Here is a 21,093-nt window from a genome sequence, read left to right on the forward strand (position 1 = left end):
CTTTTGCGGGGGAGCCCCGCTAGGCACCTTCCTTCAGCACGCGTGAGATCAACTCCCGCTGCGGTTCGGTGAGATGGGGGTCCGCGCAGTGGACGGTCCGCCCGTCCACCGTGATCTCGTAACTGAATCCGTCCGCGATCCCGGTCGGCGGCAGACGAAGGCCCTGGCCCGGGGCGAGCGCCTCGGTGGCCAGGGCGTGCCATGCGGCGGCATCGGGCCGGGCGGAGGTGTCGACCTCGGCCCGGCGCTCGATCCCGGCGAAACCTCCCGTACGGACTACCTGGATACGCATGGGGTCCGTTCTAGTACGAGGGAGGCCTCGCCGATAGAGGGCGTTGCCGCGCGCGGAATCCGAGTCAGGTCATTGCCGCGCGCGGTCACCCCGCGCCGAGTCAGTGCGACGGAACCCCGACCTGCTCCCACGCCTTGAGCAGCGCCTGGAGCTCCTCGCCCTCGCCGAACCTGGTGCGGGCGGCCACCACCGTGGCCCGCGCGAAGTCCGCGAAGGTCGGTGTGACGGTGAGCGTCCCCGCGGTCAGGGTGTCGTACCAGATCTGCCCCGCCCGCTCCCACGCCTTGCCGCCGAGCGCGTCGGCGAGGAGGTAGAACGCGTGGTTGGGGATGCCGGAGTTGATGTGCACGCCGCCGTTGTCGCGGCCGGTGGTGACGTAGTCGTCCATCGTCGCGGGCTGCGGGTCCTTGCCCAGGACGTCGTCGTCGTACGCCGTGCCCGGGGCCTTCATCGAGCGCAGCGCCACACCGGTGACCCGCTCGGCGAGCAGCCCGGCGCCGATCAGCCAGTCGGCGTCGTGCGCCGTCTGGTCGTTGACGTACTGCTTGACCAGCGAACCGATCACGTCGGACACGGACTCGTTGAGCGCGCCCGGCTGGCCGAAGTAGGTGAAGTTCGCCGTGTACTGGGTCAGGCCGTGGGCCAGCTCGTGGCCGATGACGTCGACGGGGAGGGTGAAGTCGAGGAAGATCTCCCCGTCACCGTCGCCGAAGACCATCTGCTCGCCGTCCCAGAAGGCGTTCCCGTACTCCCTGTCGAAGTGCACGGTCGCGTTCAGCGGCAGGCCGTTGCCGTCGATGGAGTTGCGTTCGAAGGCCTTCAGGAGCAGGTCGAAGGTGGCGCCGAGACCGGCGTACGCACGGTTGACCGTGGCGTCCTTGGTGGGCTTCTCGCCCTCCTTCCGTACGACACGGCCCGGCAGTTCGCGCCGGTTGCGGGCGTCGTAGATGGTGCGGTGGACCTTGTTGTCGGCGGCCCCCGGCGCGGGGGCGATCGACGGTGCGCCGATGACCGTGGTCAGCCGGCGGTGGGTGCGCTGCGCGGCGTCCGCCTCAAGGGTGCGGCGGGCAGGACCGGCGAGCGCGGGGTCCTCGGCACGCGCGAGCTTGTCGAGGACGTGGGGCGGCACGATGGTGCAGAAAACGGGATGGATGGCTTCCATGGCGAGCAATGTGGCACTGGGTCATGGCTGTGTCACTACCTGCGACGGAAATTTGCGTCATATTTCAACGCTTCGAGGGATGGATCACTGTTTCGCCGACATCAATACAGTCTCATGCAGGTCTTGCATACTGATACGGGAACGGCATCCTCGCCGCCCCTCGGTTAGGCTGCGGCACATCATGCGTTTCGGGCTGCTTCTCCTTAGCTGCCGCGGCGAGGGCCTGTAGTCGTAGGCCGACTCCCTCCCCGCGGGATCTGGTGCTGCGCTCAACGAAGTCGGCCGTCCCCTTGCAGGAGACCCGAGGAGCCCTACGCAATGACCGAGCAGTCCGTTGGTTCGCCCACGCCGATCACCAACGCCACGCACACCCAGAAGCCGTCCGGCATGCCGGTCCACAAGTACGCCGGTTACGACGCGGTCGCCATCCCCGACCGGACCTGGCCCGAGGCCCGCATCACCAAGGCGCCCCGCTGGCTCTCCACCGACCTGCGCGACGGCAACCAGGCTCTGATCGACCCCATGTCGCCCGCCCGCAAGCGCGAGATGTTCGACCTGCTGGTGCGGATGGGCTACAAGGAGATCGAGGTCGGCTTCCCGTCCTCCGGCGACACCGACTTCAACTTCGTACGCTCGATCATCGAAGAGGGTGCGATCCCCGAGGACGTGACGATCTCCGTCCTGACCCAGGCCCGCGAGGAACTGATCGAGCGGACCGTGGAGTCCCTGCGCGGCGCCCACCGGGCCACCGTCCACCTGTACAACGCGACCGCGCCGACCTTCCGCCGGGTCGTCTTCCGCGGCACGAAGGACCAGGTCAAGCAGATCGCCGTGGACGGCACCCGGCTGGTCATGGAGTACGCGGAGAAGATCCTCGGCCCCGAGACGATCTTCGGCTACCAGTACTCGCCGGAGATCTTCACCGACACCGAGCTGGACTTCGCCCTGGAGGTCTGCGAGGCCGTATGTGACGTATGGGGACCGGAGGAGGGCCGGGAGATCATCCTCAACCTGCCCGCCACCGTGGAGCGTTCGACGCCGTCCACCCACGCGGACCGCTTCGAGTGGATGTCCCGCAACCTGACCCGCCGCGAGCATGTCTGCCTGTCCGTGCACCCGCACAACGACCGGGGCACCGCCGTCGCCGCCGCCGAACTGGCGCTGATGGCCGGCGCCGACCGCGTCGAGGGCTGCCTGTTCGGCCAGGGCGAGCGCACCGGCAACGTCGACCTGGTCACCCTGGGCATGAACCTCTTCTCGCAGGGCGTCGACCCGCAGATCGACTTCTCGCAGATCGACGAGATCCGCCGCACCAGCGAGTACTGCAACCAGATGGAGGTCCACCCGCGCCACCCCTACGCGGGCGACCTGGTCTACACCGCCTTCTCCGGCTCCCACCAGGACGCCATCAAGAAGGGCTTCGACGCCATGGAGGCGGACGCGGCGAAGCAGGGCAAGTCCGTCGACGACATCGAGTGGGCCGTCCCGTACCTGCCGATCGACCCCAAGGACGTCGGCCGCTCCTACGAGGCCGTCATCCGGGTCAACTCGCAGTCCGGCAAGGGCGGCATCGCGTACGTCCTGAAGAACGACCACAAGCTGGACCTGCCGCGCCGCATGCAGATCGAGTTCTCGCGGATCATCCAGCAGAAGACGGACTCCGAGGGCGGCGAGGTCACCCCGAAGGCCATCTGGTCGGTCTTCCGCGACGAGTACCTGCCCAACGCCGAGAACCCGTGGGGTCGTATTCAGGTCAACTCCGGCCAGACCACGACCGACACCGACGGCCGGGACACCCTGACCGTGGAAGCGGTCGTGGACGGCGAGGAGACCGTGCTGACCGGTGTCGGCAACGGTCCGATCTCCGCCTTCTTCGAGGCGCTGGCCGCCGTCGGGGTCGACGCCAGGCTGCTGGACTACCAGGAGCACACCATGAGCGAGGGCGCGTCCGCGCAGGCAGCCTCGTACATCGAGTGCGCCATCGACGGAAAGGTCCTGTGGGGCATCGGCATCGACCCGAACACGACTCGGGCCTCCCTCAAGGCAGTTGTCTCCGCGGTGAACCGGGCCGCGCGCTGACCCGGGCGTACCCCCGCTGTTTCCAGCCGGTCCCGGCCACCAGTGCGGTGGGCGGGACCGGCGTCTTTTCCCGGGGTGCTGACGGGGCCCGCCGGATGTGGCTAACATCACGTCCAACCCCGGCAAAGATGCCGAAGCGTTACGGAGGTGCGCCGTGCTGCCAGTGCGAGGCCGATCGCTCAGCCCGTGGGGCAGCCTGTGGGGCGTCCGCACCACCTGGACCACCGTCGGCGACGGAGAGTTCTTCTGCCCCGGCTGCGGCGGCGACCGCAACTACGCGCGCCGTACCGGCCGTCGGCGTCTCGCCGTCCTCGGCATCCCGCTCCTCGCGCGCGGTTTCACCGGGCCCGTCGTCCAATGCGCCTCCTGTGACGGCCGGTTCGGCACCGAGACGCTCGACCACCCCACCACCGTCCGCTTCTCCGCGATGCTGCGCGACGCCGTCCACACGGTCGCCCTCGCGGTCCTCGCCGCCGGTGGTACGTCCTCTCCCACGGTGACCGGTACGGCGGCGGCCACGGTCCGCTCCGCCGGCTTCGAGGACTGTACGGAGGAAGGGCTCAGCTACCTCATCGAGGCACTCTCCCAGGACACCGGGCGCTACCTGCCGGGCGGCGAAGGCGCGGGCACGGGCACGGGCGGCCAGGACGGCGGTCCGTACGGCCAGGACGGCGGCCCCTACGGCCAGGACGGCCCGTACAGCGCCGGTCTCGCCATCGAACTGCACGAGGCCCTCGAACCGCTCGCCCCCCACCTCGCTCCCGCGGGGCGGGAGTCGATCCTGCTGCAGGGTGCCCGGATCGCGCTCGCCGACGGCCCCTACAGCCCGGCCGAGCGGGACGTACTCACCACCGTCGGTGCGGCACTCCAACTGTGCGCGGACGACACGGCACGACTGCTGGCGGCGGCGCGCACTCCGTCCTGACCGCTGTGGCAGTTTTGGCCGCATGGCACACACAGAGACCGATGCGGCGCGCGGGCCGGTCCCGGAGCACGAGCGGGAGCGGGAACACGGGTGGAGCGGGCTCACGCTCACCACGGCGGCCTTCCTCTTCCTGATGCTCCGGCTGTTCGCGGTTTCCGGATATCAGTGGCACACCGCATTCGCCGTACTGCACACCCTTGATCTGGAAGACAGCATCGGAATCGTGCTCGGCACGGTAATGGCCGATTCGGTGGTCGCGGCGGTTCTGCTCGCCGTACTGCTGCCGGCTTTCCTCTTCCGGGTGGTCGGCGGTTATCTCCTGACGGTACGGATCCGGCGGGGTGCGGCGGAGGGCGTGCCCACGGGGAGCGGGAGCCGGGGCCGCTACCGGGTGGATCTGGCCGGGGTGGGGATGCTCGCGATCGTGCTGGCCGGGGTGGCCGCGTACATCGGGAGCTTCCACGCCTGGTGGCTGCTGCCGGTCTCGTTGGGCGTGACGGCCGTGATGGTCTTCCTGGGCGTCCTGGCCCGGGGACAGCACGGGCAGGTCGGTGCGGCGTCCCGCTGGGTCGGGCAGCACCTCATGGGACTGGTGATGAGCCTGGTGATCGGGGCCATGCTCATCAGCGCGGCCCTGGTGCGCACTCCGTGGATGCCGCTGGAGCGGGTCGAGGTGGCCGGGCGGTCGGCCCCCCTGCTGGGATATGTGCTGGAGGCCGAGCCCGGATTCCTCAAGTTCATGACGGAAAAGGACCGGCACTTTCTGATTCTGAACGAGGTCGACGTGAAGTCCCGCGAAGAGGTCATGGATCACTAGGAGAGTAGCCATTCCGCCTCCTCCGCGTAATGCGAAACGTGAAATCCATTCCGGCCGGGAAGCCATGGCAATGATGGAAATGCCGCAACGCTCTGCGGAATGAGTCGAACAGGCGGAGGGAAATGTGAAGAAGTTGCGTGCGGTGCTGGAGGGGGCCCGCATCGTGCCGCCGACGGCCGGGGCAGGGGAGCGGTGAAGCCGCCGCCGCTCGGCTCGTACGTGGTGGACCTCGCCACCGGACGGGTCGGCAGCGTCGTCGCCAGGGTCGGCCGGCTGCTGCGGCTGGTCCCGGTGGGCGCGGGCCGCGAGTGGAACTGCGACCACGACGACGTCCGCCCCGCCACCACCGCCGAACGCCTCAGCGCCACCACGGCCTACGTCAACGCCAGAAGCCGGGGGGAACTGCCCTAGGGGCCCGTGCCCTGTCCCGTCCCGGCCTTGTGCTGATGTACGGGACAATGGTTCCCATGAGCCTGTTCCGCGACGACGGCATCGTCCTACGCACCCAGAAACTGGGCGAAGCGGACCGGATTATTACCCTGCTCACCCGCCACCACGGGCGGATCCGTGCCGTTGCCCGGGGGGTGCGGCGTACGAAGTCCAAGTTCGGGGCCCGCCTGGAGCCCTTCAGCCACGTGGACGTGCAGTTCTTCGCGCGCGGCAGCGAGCTCGTGGGCCGGGGGCTGCCGCTCTGCACACAGGGCGAGATCATCGCCCCGTACGGCAGTGGCATCGTCACCGACTACGCCCGCTACACCGCCGGTACGGCCATGCTGGAGACCGCCGAGCGGTTCACCGACCACGAGGGCGAGCCCGCCGTACAGCAGTACCTGCTCCTGGTGGGCGGACTGCGCACCCTGTCGCGCGCCGAGCACGCGCCGAACCTGATCCTGGACGCGTTCCTGCTGCGCTCGCTCGCGGTCAACGGGTACGCCCCCAGCTTCGACACCTGTGCCAAGTGCGGCATCGACGGGCCGAACCGGCTGTTCTCCGTCTCGGCGGGCGGAGTCATATGCGGTGACTGCCGGGTGCCGGGCAGCGTCGTACCCTCTGCGGAGGCCGTAGGGCTGTTGAGCGCACTGCTCACGGGGGACTGGGCGGCGGCCGACGCGTGCGAGCCGAGGCACGCGCGCGAGGGCAGCGGGCTGGTGTCGGCGTATCTGCACTGGCACCTGGAGCGCGGACTGCGCTCGCTGCGGTACGTAGAGAAGACGTAAGGCAACAAGGGAGACACGACCCATGGCACGACGCGGAATCCTGGGACGCAACCGGCGCGAGTACAAGGTTCCCGAGCCGCACCCGTCCGGTGCGCGCCCCCCGAAGATCCCCGGCGAGCTGATCCCGGAGCACGTGGCGATCGTCATGGACGGCAACGGGCGGTGGGCCAAGGAGCGCGGCCTGCCCCGTACCGAGGGCCACAAGGTCGGCGAGGGCGTCGTCCTCGACGTCCTCAAGGGCTGCCTGGAGATGGGCGTCAAGAACCTCTCCCTGTACGCCTTCTCCACCGAGAACTGGAAGCGCACCCCCGACGAGGTCCGCTTCCTGATGAACTTCAACCGCGACGTCATCCGCCGCCGCCGCGACGAGATGAACGAACTCGGCATCCGCATCCGCTGGGTCGGGCGGATGCCGAAGATGTGGAAGTCGGTCGTCCAGGAGCTCCAGGTCGCCCAGGAGCAGACCGTCGACAACGACGCGATGACCCTGTACTTCTGCGTCAACTACGGCGGCCGGGCCGAGATCGCGGACGCCGCGCAGGCCATCGCCCGCGACGTCGCCGCCGGAAAGCTCGACCCCGCGAAGGTCAACGAGAAGACCTTCGCCAAGTACATGTACTACCCGGACATGCCGGACGTGGACCTGTTCCTGCGCCCCAGCGGTGAGCAGCGCACCTCCAACTACCTGCTCTGGCAGAGCGCGTACGCCGAGATGGTCTTCCAGGACGTGCTGTGGCCCGACTTCGACCGGCGCAACCTCTGGGACGCCTGTTACACGTATGCCCAGCGTGACCGGAGGTTCGGCGGAGCCGTTCCCAACGAGCAGCGGGAGCAGGAGATTTCGCCCGTTCCGCAGGTTCCCGAACAGGGCTGATGGTCCCGCTGCCGGCAGTATTATTCGGCCGAAGAGGGAGGTGCCGGCCGCACCGGACCGGCCTCCCGGGGCGGGAGTTGAGCGGTGACCGAGCGACTCGTGGTGTCCGGTACGACGGCCGGGCGGAGGGAACTCGACGCTGCGCTGCTGCTGGTCGAGGACGACGCCGCGGACGCCCTGCTGTTCACGGAGGTACTCCAGGACAGCGACCTGCGGGCGGACGTCCACTGGTGCACCTCGCTCGGTGAGGCCCGCACGTTCCTCGCCGGGCACATCGGGCCGGTGTGCGTCATCCTGGACCTGCACCTGCCGGACGTACGCGGGCTCGACGCCGTACGGCAGGTGCTCGCCGCGCACCCGGACGCGGCCATCGTCGTCCTGACGGGCCTCGTCGAGGGCGAGGCCGGACAGCACGCGGTGGCCGAGGGCGCACAGGACTACCTGGTCAAGGGGCGCCTGGACGCCGAGACCCTGAGCCGGGCGCTGCGGTACGCCGTCCAGCGCAAGCAGGTCGAGCAGACGTCGGCCGCACTGCGGGTGGGCCGGCTGCGCGCCGAGGAGAACGCCCGGCTCGAACTCGGCCTGCTCCCGGTGCCGTTGATGCGCGGCACCGGCTTCGAGGTCGACGCACGCTACGACCCCGGCCGCGAACAGGGCCTGCTGGGCGGGGACTTCTACGACGTCGTACAGACCGCGGAGGGCACCGTGCACGCCGTCATCGGCGACGTCTCCGGGCACGGGGCGGCGGAGGCCGCGCTCGGGGTGTGCCTGCGGGTGGCGTGGCGGGCCGCGGTGCTCACCGGCTGCACCGGACCGGCCCAACTGCGGCTCCTCGAAGAGATCATGGCGGCCGAGCGGACCGCCGAGCAGGTCTTCGCCACCCTCACCAGCCTGGTCTTCCCGGCCGACCGGTCCTCGGTGCGCGTGGTGCGGGCGGGGCACCCGGGGCTGCTGGTCCGGAGCCCCTCGGGCACCACGTGGTACGACCCGCCCGGCGGCATGGCGCTGGGCATCGCTCCCGGCTCCGGCAGCTGGCCCGAGACCGACCTGCCGCTGGAGGCGGGCACCGGCATCGTCGTCTTCACCGACGGACTGTTCGAGGGCCTCACGGGCCCGCGCGCCCGGCTCGGCGAGCGGGGGCTGCTCGACCTGGCCCGGAAGTACGAGGCCCTGCCCGCCCGGAAGTTCGTCCAGACCCTGGTCCAGGCGGCGACGGACGCCGCGGCCCCGCACGGCGGTCTCGCCGACGACATAGCGGTACTGCACCTGGCCTGGGGGAGCGGCTGAGATGGCCGGGGAAGTCCCGGAGGCCCCGGGGGCCCCGGAAGCCTCAGAGGTCCCCGAAGTCCCGGAAGGCCCGGAGGCCCCGAAGGGTTTCGCGCGGCTGTCCGTACGGGGCTGGATCCGGCTCGTGCTCCTCGCCATGGCCGTCCTGCTCGTGCTCTGCGCGGCGGTCGGCGCCACCCTGCTCGGCCGCACCAGCGCCCGCACCACCGACCTCCTCGACCACATCCAGCCCGGCAGGTCCGCCGCCCTCCTGCTCCAGAAGTCGCTCCTCGACCAGGAGACCGGGGTGCGCGGCTTCGCCCTCAGCGGCGACGAGTCCTTCCTCGTGCCGTACGAGGAGGGCCTGCGCGCCGAGCGCAGGTACCGCGACGAGACGGCCCGGCTGCTGGGCACCGAGGGGCAGTTCGGCGCCGACCTGGCCGGGGTCACCGCCAAGGCGGCCCAGTGGCGCAGGGACGAGGCAGCGCCGCTGATCGCCGTGATCCGCGCCGGAGCCGACGTCAACTCCGTACAGCCGCGCATCGAGGCCAGCAAACGGGGCTTCGACGAACTGCGCGCCCTGCTGCGGACCCAGGAGATCCACATCGACCGGGCGCGGGTTGCGGCCCGCGCCGAGATGACGGACCTGCGGGCCCTGCGCGACTGGACGTTCCTCGGCATGCTGGCGGTGATCGTGGCGACCGGGGTGCTGCTCGCGCTGCTGCTCAGCCGCATGGTCGTCACCCCCCTGGCGGAGCTGCGCACGGCGGCGGACCGGGCGGCGGGCGGCGAGTTCGGCCGGCGGATCGAGGTGCCGGGGCCGGAGGACGTACGGGCGGTGGGCGACAGCGTGGACTCGATGCGCCGGCGCATCGCGGGCGAACTCGCCGAGGCCCGCAGCCGGGAGGCGGAGCTCGCCCGGCAGGCCACCGACCTCGACCTCCAGGCCACCGAACTGCGCCGGTCCAACGCCGAGCTGGAACAGTTCGCCTACGTCGCCTCGCACGACCTCCAGGAACCCCTGCGCAAGGTGGCCGCCTTCTGCCAGCTCCTGGAGAAGCGGTACGGGGACGAGATCGACGACCGGGGCAAGCAGTACATCGACTTCGCCGTGGACGGTGCGAAGCGCATGCAGGTCGTCATCACCGATCTGCTGACCTTCTCCCGGGTGGGGCGGCTGGACGACGACCCCGTCGAGGTCGCCATGGGCGAGGTGCTGCACCAGGCGCTCGGCAACCTCGCCCTGGCCGTCGAGGAGTCGGGCGCGCGCGTTGAACTGCCCTCAGGGCCGCTGCCGGTGGTGACCGGCGACCCGACCAGTCTCACCATGCTGTGGCAGAACCTGCTCGGCAACGCGGTCAAGTTCCGCGACCCCGGCCGGCTCCCGGTCATCCGCGTCACCTGCGAACGGAGCGGCGACGACTGGCACTTCTGCGTGGCCGACAACGGAATCGGGGTGCCCGGCGAGTTCGCGGAGAAGGTCTTCGTCATCTTCCAGCGCCTGCACTCCCGCCAGGAGTACGCGGGAACCGGGATCGGCCTGGCGCTCTGCCGGAAGATCGTCGAGTACTACGGCGGCACGATCCGCCTCGACACCTCGGCCCCGCAAGGGGTGAAGGTGTGCTTCAGCCTGCCGGTGCCGGGCACAACCGTCACCGGTTCCCCCGTCCCGTCGGCCGCCACCCCCGCAGGAGCGAGCGCATGAGCATCCCCGCCCCTCTCAGCCCCATCGAGGTCCTCCTCGTCGAGGACGACCCCGGCGACGAGCTGATCACCCGTGAGGCCTTCGCGGAGAACAAGATCCGCAACCGGCTGCACGTGGTGCGCGACGGACAGGAGGCACTGGACTTCCTCTACAGACACGGCGCGCACACCGGCGCGGTGCGTCCGGACCTGATCCTGCTCGACCTCAACCTGCCCAAGTACGACGGCCGTCAGGTGCTGGAGCGGATCAAGAAGGACGAGTCGCTGGCACACATCCCGGTGGTGGTGCTGACGACCTCGGCGGCGGAGGAGGACATCCTGCGCAGCTACAAACTCCACGCCAACGCCTATGTCACCAAACCCGTGGACCTCGACCAGTTCATCGCGGCCGTCCGGCAGATCGACAACTTCTTCGTGACCGTGGTGAAACTTCCGCCCCACAGGTGAACACCGCGCATGCGGCCACTGTCCGCGTGAACAGGTCCAGTGGCCGCACCGCGGAAGAGCTCAGGCCGACTAGCTCGCCTGAGCCTTGTCGTACGCCGCCTTCACCTCATTGCCGAAGTACGGGCCGAACATCCGCCCCGGCAGGAAGGTGTAGCCGAAACTGTTCACCGACGCCTGGAGACCCGTCCCCGTCGACTCGTTGAAAGAGTTGAACCACGGGCCGCCGCTGGAGCCGCCGGTCATGTCGCAGCCCAGACTGTGGTCCTTGGAGAACAGGAAGTCCTTGGTGGTGTTCCCGGAACAGTAGATGAGCTTCTTGCCGTCGTACGGGGCGGCTGCCGGGAAACCGAAGGCATACATCGCCTTGTTGTAGCCGCCGTTGAACTGGACGCCCTGCGCGCCGACCACGTCGGACAGTTTCTGGCCGTTGAGCGGGTTCACCACGGCCAGGCCGACGTCGTAGTTGATGTCCTCGCTGGCCGCCCACTGGTCGGTGGCCGAGGTCTTCGCCGCGGTCCAGGTGCCGTACGGCGTCTGGCCGTCGTTGTAGGCCGGTACGAACACCCAGTTGGTGTGCCAGGCGCCCTGCATCTTCACGCAGTGGCCCGCGGTGACGACCGTGGACTTGTTGGCGCTGGTGACGGAGTTGCCCGAACAGGAAGCCGTACGGCCCTGATAGGTGAAGAACACCCGCCCGGAGGTCTTCACCACCGCCCCGCCACCGGTCCACGCCCCGCCCTTCTGCGGGAACGCCTTGGTGGAAGGGCCGGCGGGTGCGGTGGGGGCGGTGCCCGGGACGGAGACCGCCGGGCCGCCCGCCTTCGCCGGGGCGACCTTCGAGGGGGCCACCTTCAGTACGTCGAGCGGGGTCGCGGAGCGCATCCGCTCCGGGGTCCAGAAGTCACGTACCTGCTGTTCGGCGGTCGGGGCCGGGCCGGCCGGGGCGGACGCGGCGGCCGGGGCCGCTCCGGTGGCCAGCAGGCCACCCACCGCCGCTGCCAGGCCGAACAGTGCACTGTGGGGACGACGTCTCACGCTGACTCCTTCTGCGAAGAGGGGAGCGGTGCGGAAATCGGTGTGCGTGAGGCAGGCTGCCACGGTTGCTGAACAACTGTCAGGAGTGCGGTCGAGGGTTGGCCGAAACCGAGTGGCACCGAGTGGCACCGAGCGGAGCCGAGCGGAGCCGAGTGGAAATGGCGAACGCCCCCGCTCCACGAGGGAGCGGGGGCGTTCGGTCACCCGTGAGGGCGGTGGGTCAGCCGGCCGCGCACTCCGCGCACGTACCGAAGATCTCCACCGTGTGCGCCACGTTCACATAGCCGTGCTGGGCCGCGATGGACTCGGCCCACGACTCGACCGCCGGGCCCTCGACCTCGACCGCCTTGCCGCACATCCGGCACACCAGGTGGTGATGGTGGTCACCGGTGGAACAACGCCGGTAGACCGACTCGCCCTCGCTGGTGCGCAGTACGTCGACCTCGCCCGCGTCCGCCAGGGACTGGAGCGTGCGGTAGACCGTGGTCAGGCCGACCGAGTCGCCCTTGTGCTTGAGCATGTCGTGCAGCTCCTGCGCGCTGCGGAACTCGTCCACCTCGTCCAGCGCCGCCGCCACGGCGGTCCGCTGCCGGGTGGAGCGCCCACGTACCGGTGCGGCGTTCGCCGTCGCCCCGTTCGGCGCCGTCGTCACAGGTGCCTCCTCTGGTCGCCCATTACGCGAATAGATACGTCGGGCCATTGTGCCAGTGCTGTCCACCGGCACGACTCAGGCCTTCACCGCATCAGCGGCCACCAGCGCGTCGGCCGGCCCCTCGGCAGAGTGTCCCGCGCGCGAGCGCCGCCGTGCCAGGGGCGCGGCGAGAAGAGTCAGCACGATGAAGACGCCGATGGCCAGCAGCACGATGGTCGCGCCCGGCGGCACGTCGTACTGGTACGAGGTGACGGTTCCGGCCAGGGTCACCGCCGTACCGATCGCCACGGCGAGGACGAACGTCACGGTGAAGCTGCGCGAGATCTGCTGCGCCGCCGCCACCGGCACCACCATCAGCGCGCTGACCAGCAGCAGCCCCACGACCCGCATCGCGACGGTCACCGTGACGGCGGCCGTGACCGCGACCAGCAGGTTGAGCGCCCGCACCGGCAGCCCGGTCACCCGGGCGAACTCCTCGTCCTGGCTGACCGCGAACAGCTGCCTGCGCAGTCCCATGGTGACCAGGACGACGAAGGCGGCCAGGATCACGATCGCCGTCACGTCCTCGGCGGAGACCGTGGACAGCGAGCCGAAGAGGTACGAGGAGAGATTGGCGTTGGAGCCGGTCGGCGCCAGGTTGATGAGCAGCACACCGCCCGCCATGCCGCCGTAGAACAGCATCGCCAGGGCGATGTCGCCGCGCGTCTTGCCGTACCAGCGGATCAGTTCCATGACGACGGAACCGGCGATGGCGACGACGGTGGCCGTCCAGACGGGGCTGGCCGAGAGCAGGAAGCCGAGGCCGACACCGGTCATGGCGACATGGCCGATGCCGTCGCCCATCAGCGACTGCCGGCGCTGCACCAGGTAGATGCCGATCGCGGGGGCGGTGATGCCGACCAGGACGGCGGCGATCAGGGCCCGCTGCATGAACGGGGTGCTGAAGATGTCCAGGAGTTCACTCATGTCAGCCCAGCAGTCCCGTCGGTACGCCGGACACGGCGGCGGGCGCCGTGTGCGGGTGGCAGTCTTCCTTGGTCAGGTGGTGGTCGTCGTGCCCCGGCAGGGACCCGGCGGAGGTCGGCGGCCCGTCGTGCACGACCAGTCCGTCGCGCAGGACGACGGTGCGGTCGATCAGGGGCTTCAGCGGGCCGAGCTCGTGCAGCACGAGCAGTACCGACGTACCGGCGGCGACCTGTTCGCGCAGGGTCGCCGCGAGGATCTCCTGGCTGGCCAGGTCGACGCCGGCCAGCGGCTCGTCCATGATCAGCAGCTCGGGCTCGGAGGCGAGCGCGCGGGCGATCAGCACCCGCTGGTGCTGTCCGCCGGACAGTGCGCTCACCGAGTCCCTGGCCCGGCTGCTCAGCCCGACCAGGCCGATGGCCCGCTCGACGGCCGCCTTGTCCGCCTTCGACAGCAGCCCCAGGCGGGCCCGCGAAAGCCGTCCCGACGACACCACCTCGCGTATCGTCGCCGGCACCCCGCCCGCAGCCGTCGTCCGCTGCGGCACGTAGCCGACCCGCGCCCACTGCCGGAACCGCTTCAGCGGCGTACCGAACAGTTCGACCGAGCCGCCGGTCAGCGGCACCTGGCCGATCACGGAACGTACGGCCGTGGACTTGCCGGAGCCGTTGGCCCCCAGCAGCGCGACGACCTCGCCGCGCCGCACGGTGAGGTCGATCCCGCGCAGCACGGGGCGTGAGCCGAGCGTCGCGGTGGCGGCGCTCAGGGAAATGACGGCGTCGTTGGGCACGGTGGGGGCCTCCGATGCTGCTGCGGGGTGAGAGGGGCTGCTCACTTGGCGCCGAGGGCCTTCTTCAGCGCCGCGAGGTTGGACTGCATGACCTCGATGTAGTCCGAGCCCTTGGACTTGTCCGTGATGCCTTCGAGGGGGTCCAGGACGTCCGTCTTGAGACCGGTGTCCTTGGCCAGGGTCGAAGCAGTCTTGTCACTGGCAAGTGTTTCGAAGAAGACGGTCGAGACCTTGTCCTCCTTGGCGATCTTCTGGAGCTGCTTGATCCGGGCGGGGCTGGGCTCCGACTCGGGGTCGACGCCGCTGATGCCCTCCTGCTCCAGGCCGTAGCGCTCGGCGAGGTAGCCGAAGGCGGAGTGGGTGGTGATGAAGGTCTTGGTGGCGGTGTTCTTCAGGCCGTCCTTGAACGCGGTGTTCAGGCCGTCCAGCTTGCCGACCAGGGCGGTGGTGTTCTTCTGGTACGTGGCCGCGTTGGCCGGGTCGGCCTTCTCCAGGGCCTTGCCGACGCCCTTGGCGACCTCGGCGTACTTCACCGGGTCCAGCCAGATGTGCGGGTCGGAGGCGCCGTCTGCGCCGTGGTCGTGCCCGTGGTCGTGGCCCTCGTGCCCGGCCTCCTCGCCCTTGTGCCCGGCTTCCTCGCCGTGCTCGTGGCCACCGGTCTCGGTGCCGTGCGCCTCCAGGGAGGTGAGGGTCGCCGCGTCGACGGTGGCCTTGGCACCGGACTGCTTGACGGCCTCGTCGACGGCCGGCTGGAGGCCCTTGAGGTAGACGATCAGGTCCGCGTCGGAGAGCTCCGCGGTCTGCTTGGGCTTGAGCTCCAGGTCGTGCGGTTCGACGCCCGGCTTGGTGAGGGGGGTGACGGCGACCTTGTCGCCGCCTATCTGCTCGGCCAGGTACTGCATCGGGTAGAACGACGCGATCACGTTCAGCTTGCCGCCGTCCCCGTTCTTCGCGTCGTCGGCTGCCGAGGCGCCGCCGCAGGCGGACAGGGTGACCAGGGAGAGGGAGACCGCGGCGGCGGTGGCGGTGGCGGGTATGAGGCGTCGTACGTTCATGACACTCATTTTCAACAAAAGTGGAAACGATTGTCAATAGTGGGGTTGTCTGCTCTGCACCGGTTACCGATTTGATCCGGGCCCCCCGCACGCCGGTAATCTGAAGGCTTCGCCGGGCCGCGCCGGGCCGTGGCCGTGCAGGGGGGCCATGCAGTGGGGCCGCGCGCACCGGCGGCTGAGTGAAATTTGAGAACGTACAGACCTTCGTCGTCGTAATGAAGAGAGCACCGTGGCCGCCGACAAGATCGACACCATCGTCAGCCTGAGCAAGCGCCGTGGCTTCGTTTTCCCGAGCAGTGAGATCTACGGCGGCTCCAAAGCTGCCTGGGACTACGGACCGCTGGGCGTAGAGCTCAAGGAGAACATCAAGCGTCAGTGGTGGCGGGCGATGGTCGTCGCGCGCGAGGACGTGGTCGGCATCGACTCGTCGGTCATCCTGGCCCCCGAGGTGTGGGTGGCGTCCGGTCACGTCGCGACCTTCTCCGACCCGCTCACCGAGTGCACCGCCTGCCACAAGCGGCACCGCGCCGACCACCTGATCGAGGCGTACGAGGCCAAGCACCACGGCCGCACCCCCGAGAACGGCCTGGCCGACGTCAACTGCCCCAACTGCGGCACCAAGGGCCAGTTCACCGAGCCCAAGCAGTTCTCCGGCATGCTGGAGACCCACCTCGGCCCGGCCCAGGACACCGCCTCCAAGGCGTACCTGCGCCCGGAGACCGCGCAGGGCATCTTCACCAACTTCGCCCAGGTGCAGCAGACCTCGCGCAAGAAGCCGCCGTTCGGCATCGCGCAGATGGGCAAGTCCTTCCGGAACGAGATCACTCCGGGCAACTTCATCTTCCGCACGCGCGAGTTCGAGCAGATGGAGATGGAGTTCTTCGTCAAGCCGGGCGAGGACGAGCAGTGGCAGGAATACTGGATGGAGCAGCGCTGGAACTGGTACCTGGACCTCGGCATCAACCCCGAGAACATCCGCTGGTACGACCACCCGGCCGAAAAGCTCTCGCACTATTCCAAGCGCACCGCCGACATCGAGTACCGCTTCAACTTCGGCGGCACCGAATTCTCCGAGCTCGAAGGCGTCGCCAACCGCACCGACTTCGACCTGAAGGCGCACTCCGCCGCCTCCGGCCATGACCTGGTCTACTTCGACCAGGAGGCCAACGAGCGCTGGACGCCGTACGTCATCGAGCCGGCGGCCGGTGTCAACCGCGCCATGCTCGCCTTCATGCTGGACGCCTACCGCGAGGACGAGGCGCCCAACGCCAAGGGCGTCATGGAGAAGCGCGTCGTGATGGGCCTCGACCCGCGCCTGGCGCCGGTCAAGGTCGCCGTCCTGCCGCTGTCCCGCAACCCGCAGCTCTCGCCGAAGGCCAAGGGCCTGGCCGCCGACCTGCGGAAGAACTGGAACATCGAGTTCGACGACGCGGGTGCCATCGGCCGCCGCTACCGCCGTCAGGACGAGATCGGCACCCCGTTCTGCGTGACCGTCGACTTCGACACCCTCGACGACAACGCGGTGACCGTGCGCGAGCGCGACACCATGAAGCAGGAGCGCGTCTCGCTGGACATGATCCAGGAGTACCTGGCGGTCCGGCTGATCGGCTGCTAGCAGCCCGGTCCCTTCCTGTTCTGTCTGTACGTCCGGGGCCCCCGGCCGCCTCTCAGCGAGGCGGCCGGGGGCTCCGGCGTGCCAGGGGTGTGCACAGGGCGGTGCACAGGACGGCCAGCGGCACCTCGGCGCACACCGCCATCGCGACGGCCTGCGCGAACTCAGGGCCGGGCGCCGAGGTGAGCAGGTCCGCCGTCGCGTCGGCCAGCAGGAGCAGTGCCGCACCGGCCGCCGGTATGCGCACCCCACCCGCCCCACGGGCCAGCCGCAGCCCCGCCGTGATCAGGCAGTACGCCTCCACGCCGTCGAGCAGCACCCAGGCGGCGGCCTCGGGCGGGGGCAGCGTCGCGGCGAGGAACCCCATCCAGGGCAGCAGGGCAAGACCGGCGCCGGTGAGCAGACGGCCGGTCAACAGGTGGGTGCGGACCGGGGAGTTCAGGACCGTGAGCGCCATGGCGGGCTGCCTTCCGGGGGAGGGTTCCCGGCCGTCGGGCGGTCCGGGGAACCCGCTTCTCCGGGCTCGTGATCCACACTCCCCGCCACGTCCTCGCAGGTCATTGCCACTGCTGTCCGTCTTGGGGTGGCACTGGTTGCACCCCGGGAGCGGTAACAGGGTGCATGGTGGCGGCGCTGTGCGTGGCTCTAGGCTCGGATCATGGAAGCCAGATCCGGATCATGAAGGTGCCGCCACGGCTGCGCCGTTCCCTGACGCGGCTGCGGCGCGACCTCGCCTTCCTCGCGTCCGGGGTGCCGCTCCACCTGCTGACGCCGCTGCTGTTCCTGTGGGCGGCCACACAGGCCGTCGGCGTCCTGGAGGCGTCGTCCGACGCGGCCCCGTTCGTCCTGCCCGTGCCGGTGCTCCTGCTCCTGGTCGCGGGCATCGGGCTCACCGACGGGCACCGGTGGCGCCACCGGGCACTGACCGGTGTCGTCATCCCCCGGCTCCGCTTCGCCGTCCTCGGACGGCAGTTGGCCTACAACTGGCTGGTCGCGCCCTGCCTGGGCGCCCTGGAACTGCTGGTGCTGCTGCTCGGCGCGGCGGGGACCGCGGCCACCACCGTCTACGCGTGGGAATTCGCGCTGATCCCCGACGGCTGGCGGACCGCCCACCCCGGCTACACCACGACCACCGCCTACGTCATGGCCGCGGGCATCGCCGCGCTCGCCGCGACCCCGCCGCTGGCCGCCGCCCTCGTACGGCTGGAACACCGGATCGCGCCCGCCCTGTTGCGCGACGAGCGCGACGAAACGCTGAAGCGGCGCGTCGAGGACCTCACCGAAAGCCGGGCCGGTGCCGTCGACGCCGCCGCCGCCGAACGGCGGCGCATCGAACGCGACCTGCACGACGGCGCCCAGCAGCGCCTGGTCTCCCTCGCCCTCAATCTGGGCATCGCAAAGATTGTTCTGGCCGATCTGTCCCCCGAAGCCCGACAGGTCATCGACGAGGCGCACCGGGAGGCCAAGGAAGCCATCGAGGAACTCAACGCACTGGTACGCGGTCTGCACCCGGCCGTACTCGACGAACTCGGCCTGGACGCAGCCCTGTCAGGACTGGCCGCACGGGCTCCCCTCCCGGTGAAGCTGCATGTCGAGATGGACGGAAGGGCCACCCCCGCGGTCGAGGGCGTCGCCTACTTCGTCGTCTCCGAGGCCCTCACCAACATCGCCAAGCACGCGCACGCCACCCGGGCGGAGGTGACCGTCACCCGGCTGGGAGCGATACTTCAGGTGGCGGTCGCCGACGACGGGGTGGGCGGCGCCGACCCGTCCGGCGGCACCGGCCTCAAGGGGCTGGCGCAGCGCGTGGGTTCGGTCGACGGCACCCTCCGGATGACCAGCCCGACCGGGGGACCGACCGTGATGAATGTGGAGCTGCCGTGCGTCGCGCCGTGATCGCCGAGGATTCCGTCCTGCTCAGGATCGGCGTGGTGAAGGTCCTGGAGATGGCCGGGTTCGAGGTCGTCGCCCAGGCCGGGGACGGCGAGGGGCTCCTCGCCGCGATGGCCGAGCACCGGCCGGACCTCGCCGTCGTCGACGTACGGATGCCGCCGACCTTCACCGACGAAGGGGTACGGGCCGCACTGCGGCTGCGCGAACGGTGGCCGGACACAGCGGTGCTGATGCTGTCGCAGTACGTCGAGGAGCGGTACGCCGCCGAACTCCTCGCCGCCCACACCAGCGGCATCGGCTACCTCCTCAAACAACGGGTCGCCGACGTCGAGGAGTTCATCGAGGTACTGCGCCGGGTCGCCGACGGCGGCACCGCACTGGACCCCCAGGTCGTCGCCCAGCTCCTGGTGCGCCGCCGGAGCGACCCCCTGGAGCGGCTCACCGCCCGCGAGCACGAGGTCCTGGCGCTGATGGCCGAAGGCCGTTCCAACGCGGGCATCGCCGGGCAGCTCGTTGTCAGCGAGAGCGCCGTCGCCAAACACATCAACAGCATTCTCGCCAAACTCGACCTCCCGCGCGCGGACGCCGACCACCGCCGGGTACTCGCCGTCCTGCGCTTTCTGGAGGGCGGCGCGTAGCGTCCTGGGCCGGCGGAAAACCCGGTGACCGGGGCCACGGGGCCGGGGTACCGTTCGTGGCATGTTCTTCCAGACGCCGATTTACGAGTGAGAGCGTGACGGGCCCCTCCCCAGGAGCGGCGACCGTCCCCCACCGACGAATCCGTAGATCACTTCTCAACACTTCCGGGAGAACCCGTGGCAAAGCGCAACAACCTCCTCGGCGTGGGCGGACAGCGCAAGAAGCTGTCCCGCGCCGAACAGCAGGAGAACGGCCCCCACCGCAACGCCGACCGCGAGAGCGCCGCCGACAAGAAGGCGGAACTGCTGCGCAAGATGCGCGAGCGGGCGGGCGGCGACTCGCAGGCCTGACGCAGGCCCGACTCGCAGGCCTGACCCAGGCCCGCGTGGCGTAGCTCACACGACGACCCAAGTGCGACCCAGCAGACAGGCAGGGCCCGGACCGCCGCGCGCGGTGCGGGCCCTGTCCGCTGTGCGCGGCGGGTCGCGGACGGCGGGTGGGCGACAATGAGGTAATGACCTCGCTCAACATCGGCCCCCATGTCGTGCAGCCACCCGTGGTGCTGGCGCCCATGGCAGGCATCACGAACGCGCCGTTCCGCACCCTCTGCCGTGAGTTCTCCGGCGGGAAGGGGCTGTTCGTGAGCGAGATGATCACGACCCGGGCGCTGGTGGAGCGCAACGAGAAGACCATGCACCTCATCCACTTCGACGCGCACGAGACGCCGCGCTCGATCCAGCTGTACGGGGTGGACCCGGTCACCGTCGGCAAGGCCGTCCGCATGATCGTGGACGAGGACCTGGCGGACCACATCGACCTCAACTTCGGCTGCCCGGTGCCGAAGGTGACGCGCAAGGGCGGCGGCAGCGCGCTGCCGTACAAGCGGCCGCTGCTGCGGGCGATCCTGCACGAGGCGGTGGGCAACGCCGGGGACCTGCCGGTCACCATGAAGATGCGCAAGGGCATCGACGACGACCACCTCACCTTCCTGGACGCCGGCCGCATCGCCGTCGACGAGGGCGTCACCTCCATCGCCCTGCACGGCAGGACGGCGGCCGAGCACTACGGCGGTACGGCCGACTGGGAGGCCATCGCACGCCTCAAGGAGCACGTACCGGAGATCCCGGTGCTCGGCAACGGCGACATCTGGTCGGCGGACGACGCGCTGCGGATGGTGCGCGAGACCGGCTGCGACGGGGTGGTCGTGGGGCGCGGCTGCCTGGGCAGGCCGTGGCTGTTCGCGGACCTGGTGGCGGCCTTCGAGGGCCGCCCGGAGCGGGTCGAGCCGACGCTGCGCGAGGTCGCGGCGGTCATGCGGCGGCACGCGGAGCTGCTGGGGGAGTGGATCGGTGACGAGGCACGCGGTGTCATCGACTTCCGCAAGCACGTGGCCTGGTACCTCAAGGGGTTCTCGGTGGGCTCGGAGATGCGCAAGAAGCTCGCGATCTCCTCTTCGCTGGCCGAAATGGACGCTCATATGAGCGAGCTGGACCTTGATCAGCCGTGGCCGGTGGGTGCGGACGGCCCTCGGGGTCGTACGTCCGGAAATGGCCGGGTTGTCCTGCCGGATGGCTGGCTGAAGGACCCGTACGACTGCGCGGGTATCAGCGCCGATGCCGAGCTGGACACATCCGGAGGGTGACCGTCCGAGTGCGGGCCGTCGATATTCGC

General features: G+C 69.9%; 22 protein-coding genes. 14 read left to right on the forward strand and 8 right to left on the reverse strand.

Annotated elements, in window-relative coordinates; all coding sequences use genetic code 11:
- Positions 1-19 precede the first annotated feature (19 nt).
- Positions 20-292 (reverse strand): protealysin inhibitor emfourin, encoded by a 273-nt coding sequence (locus ACZ5PB_RS07515; RefSeq protein ID WP_468688665.1) that lies wholly within the window; start codon positions 290-292, stop codon positions 20-22.
- Between the two features lie 100 nt (positions 293-392).
- On the reverse strand, positions 393-1,454 hold the full coding sequence (locus ACZ5PB_RS07520; RefSeq protein WP_468688666.1) for a M4 family metallopeptidase: 1,062 nt from the start codon (positions 1,452-1,454) through the stop codon (positions 393-395).
- Between the two features lie 318 nt (positions 1,455-1,772).
- Here ACZ5PB_RS07520 and leuA point away from each other — a divergent pair, with 318 nt between their 5' ends.
- From leuA to ACZ5PB_RS07565, 9 genes are all read left to right on the forward strand, one after another.
- The gene (gene leuA / locus ACZ5PB_RS07525; protein WP_468688667.1) at positions 1,773-3,533 is read left to right on the forward strand and encodes a 2-isopropylmalate synthase; all 1,761 of its coding nucleotides are present in this window, start codon (positions 1,773-1,775) and stop codon (positions 3,531-3,533) included.
- A gap of 154 nt (positions 3,534-3,687) precedes the next feature.
- Positions 3,688-4,458: a TerB family tellurite resistance protein gene (locus ACZ5PB_RS07530; protein WP_468688668.1), complete on the forward strand. Its 771-nt coding sequence runs from the start codon at positions 3,688-3,690 to the stop codon at positions 4,456-4,458.
- A 22-nt stretch (positions 4,459-4,480) separates the two neighbouring features.
- Complete coding sequence (locus tag ACZ5PB_RS07535; protein WP_468688670.1) at positions 4,481-5,275, forward strand: hypothetical protein; 795 nt, start codon at positions 4,481-4,483, stop codon at positions 5,273-5,275.
- A 192-nt stretch (positions 5,276-5,467) separates the two neighbouring features.
- Positions 5,468-5,686, forward strand: coding sequence for a hypothetical protein (locus ACZ5PB_RS07540; protein ID WP_468688672.1), 219 nt, complete (start codon positions 5,468-5,470; stop codon positions 5,684-5,686).
- Between the two features lie 56 nt (positions 5,687-5,742).
- Complete coding sequence (recO, locus tag ACZ5PB_RS07545) at positions 5,743-6,492, forward strand: DNA repair protein RecO (protein WP_468688674.1); 750 nt, start codon at positions 5,743-5,745, stop codon at positions 6,490-6,492.
- A gap of 22 nt (positions 6,493-6,514) precedes the next feature.
- Positions 6,515-7,366 carry an isoprenyl transferase gene (locus ACZ5PB_RS07550; RefSeq protein WP_468688675.1) on the forward strand — a complete coding sequence of 284 codons (852 nt, stop codon included), beginning with the start codon at positions 6,515-6,517 and terminating at the stop codon, positions 7,364-7,366.
- Between the two features lie 84 nt (positions 7,367-7,450).
- The gene (locus ACZ5PB_RS07555; protein WP_468688677.1) at positions 7,451-8,653 is read left to right on the forward strand and encodes a PP2C family protein-serine/threonine phosphatase; all 1,203 of its coding nucleotides are present in this window, start codon (positions 7,451-7,453) and stop codon (positions 8,651-8,653) included.
- Position 8,654: 1 nt separating this feature from the next.
- Positions 8,655-10,337: a sensor histidine kinase gene (locus ACZ5PB_RS07560; protein WP_468688678.1), complete on the forward strand. Its 1,683-nt coding sequence runs from the start codon at positions 8,655-8,657 to the stop codon at positions 10,335-10,337.
- A complete protein-coding gene (locus tag ACZ5PB_RS07565) occupies positions 10,334-10,783 on the forward strand; it encodes a response regulator (protein WP_468688679.1) in 450 nt (149 codons plus the stop codon). The genes ACZ5PB_RS07560 and ACZ5PB_RS07565 overlap by 4 nt, the downstream gene beginning before the upstream one ends.
- 69 nt (positions 10,784-10,852) lie before the next feature.
- On the opposite strand, the gene ACZ5PB_RS07570 is transcribed toward ACZ5PB_RS07565, so the two are convergent.
- The 5 genes from ACZ5PB_RS07570 to ACZ5PB_RS07590 form a co-directional block, all read right to left on the reverse strand.
- Entirely contained in the window at positions 10,853-11,818 is a 966-nt protein-coding gene (locus ACZ5PB_RS07570) for a trypsin-like serine peptidase (RefSeq protein ID WP_468688680.1), read from the reverse strand.
- Between the two features lie 220 nt (positions 11,819-12,038).
- On the reverse strand, positions 12,039-12,470 hold the full coding sequence (locus tag ACZ5PB_RS07575) for a Fur family transcriptional regulator (protein ID WP_468688681.1): 432 nt from the start codon (positions 12,468-12,470) through the stop codon (positions 12,039-12,041).
- 75 nt (positions 12,471-12,545) lie between these two features.
- A complete protein-coding gene (locus tag ACZ5PB_RS07580; protein ID WP_468688683.1) occupies positions 12,546-13,436 on the reverse strand; it encodes a metal ABC transporter permease in 891 nt (296 codons plus the stop codon).
- Between the two features lies 1 nt (position 13,437).
- Complete coding sequence (locus ACZ5PB_RS07585) at positions 13,438-14,268, reverse strand: metal ABC transporter ATP-binding protein (protein ID WP_468688685.1); 831 nt, start codon at positions 14,266-14,268, stop codon at positions 13,438-13,440.
- Entirely contained in the window at positions 14,265-15,278 is a 1,014-nt protein-coding gene (locus ACZ5PB_RS07590; RefSeq protein ID WP_468688687.1) for a metal ABC transporter substrate-binding protein, read from the reverse strand. The genes ACZ5PB_RS07585 and ACZ5PB_RS07590 overlap by 4 nt, the downstream gene beginning before the upstream one ends.
- A 229-nt stretch (positions 15,279-15,507) precedes the next feature.
- On the opposite strand from ACZ5PB_RS07590, the gene ACZ5PB_RS07595 reads away from it, so the two are divergent.
- Positions 15,508-16,893 (forward strand): glycine--tRNA ligase, encoded by a 1,386-nt coding sequence (locus tag ACZ5PB_RS07595; protein ID WP_468688689.1) that lies wholly within the window; start codon positions 15,508-15,510, stop codon positions 16,891-16,893.
- Positions 16,894-16,945: 52 nt separating this feature from the next.
- Here ACZ5PB_RS07595 and ACZ5PB_RS07600 read toward each other — a convergent pair whose 3' ends face one another.
- Positions 16,946-17,347 carry a hypothetical protein gene (locus ACZ5PB_RS07600; RefSeq protein ID WP_468688690.1) on the reverse strand — a complete coding sequence of 134 codons (402 nt, stop codon included), beginning with the start codon at positions 17,345-17,347 and terminating at the stop codon, positions 16,946-16,948.
- 221 nt (positions 17,348-17,568) lie between these two features.
- On the opposite strand from ACZ5PB_RS07600, the gene ACZ5PB_RS07605 reads away from it, so the two are divergent.
- The 4 genes from ACZ5PB_RS07605 to dusB all read left to right on the forward strand — a co-directional run bounded on the left by ACZ5PB_RS07605 (position 17,569) and on the right by dusB (position 21,064).
- Positions 17,569-18,786, forward strand: a complete 1,218-nt coding sequence (locus tag ACZ5PB_RS07605) for a sensor histidine kinase (RefSeq protein ID WP_468688691.1) — start codon at positions 17,569-17,571, stop codon at positions 18,784-18,786.
- Between the two features lie 50 nt (positions 18,787-18,836).
- Positions 18,837-19,421, forward strand: a complete 585-nt coding sequence (locus ACZ5PB_RS07610; RefSeq protein WP_468688918.1) for a LuxR C-terminal-related transcriptional regulator — start codon at positions 18,837-18,839, stop codon at positions 19,419-19,421.
- Between the two features lie 177 nt (positions 19,422-19,598).
- Positions 19,599-19,772: a DUF6243 family protein gene (locus tag ACZ5PB_RS07615; protein WP_468688693.1), complete on the forward strand. Its 174-nt coding sequence runs from the start codon at positions 19,599-19,601 to the stop codon at positions 19,770-19,772.
- A gap of 164 nt (positions 19,773-19,936) precedes the next feature.
- Positions 19,937-21,064 (forward strand): tRNA dihydrouridine synthase DusB, encoded by a 1,128-nt coding sequence (dusB, locus tag ACZ5PB_RS07620; protein WP_468688695.1) that lies wholly within the window; start codon positions 19,937-19,939, stop codon positions 21,062-21,064.
- The last annotated feature ends 29 nt before the right edge of the window (positions 21,065-21,093 follow it).

Source organism: Streptomyces sp. NPDC032721 (genome assembly GCF_055579625.1).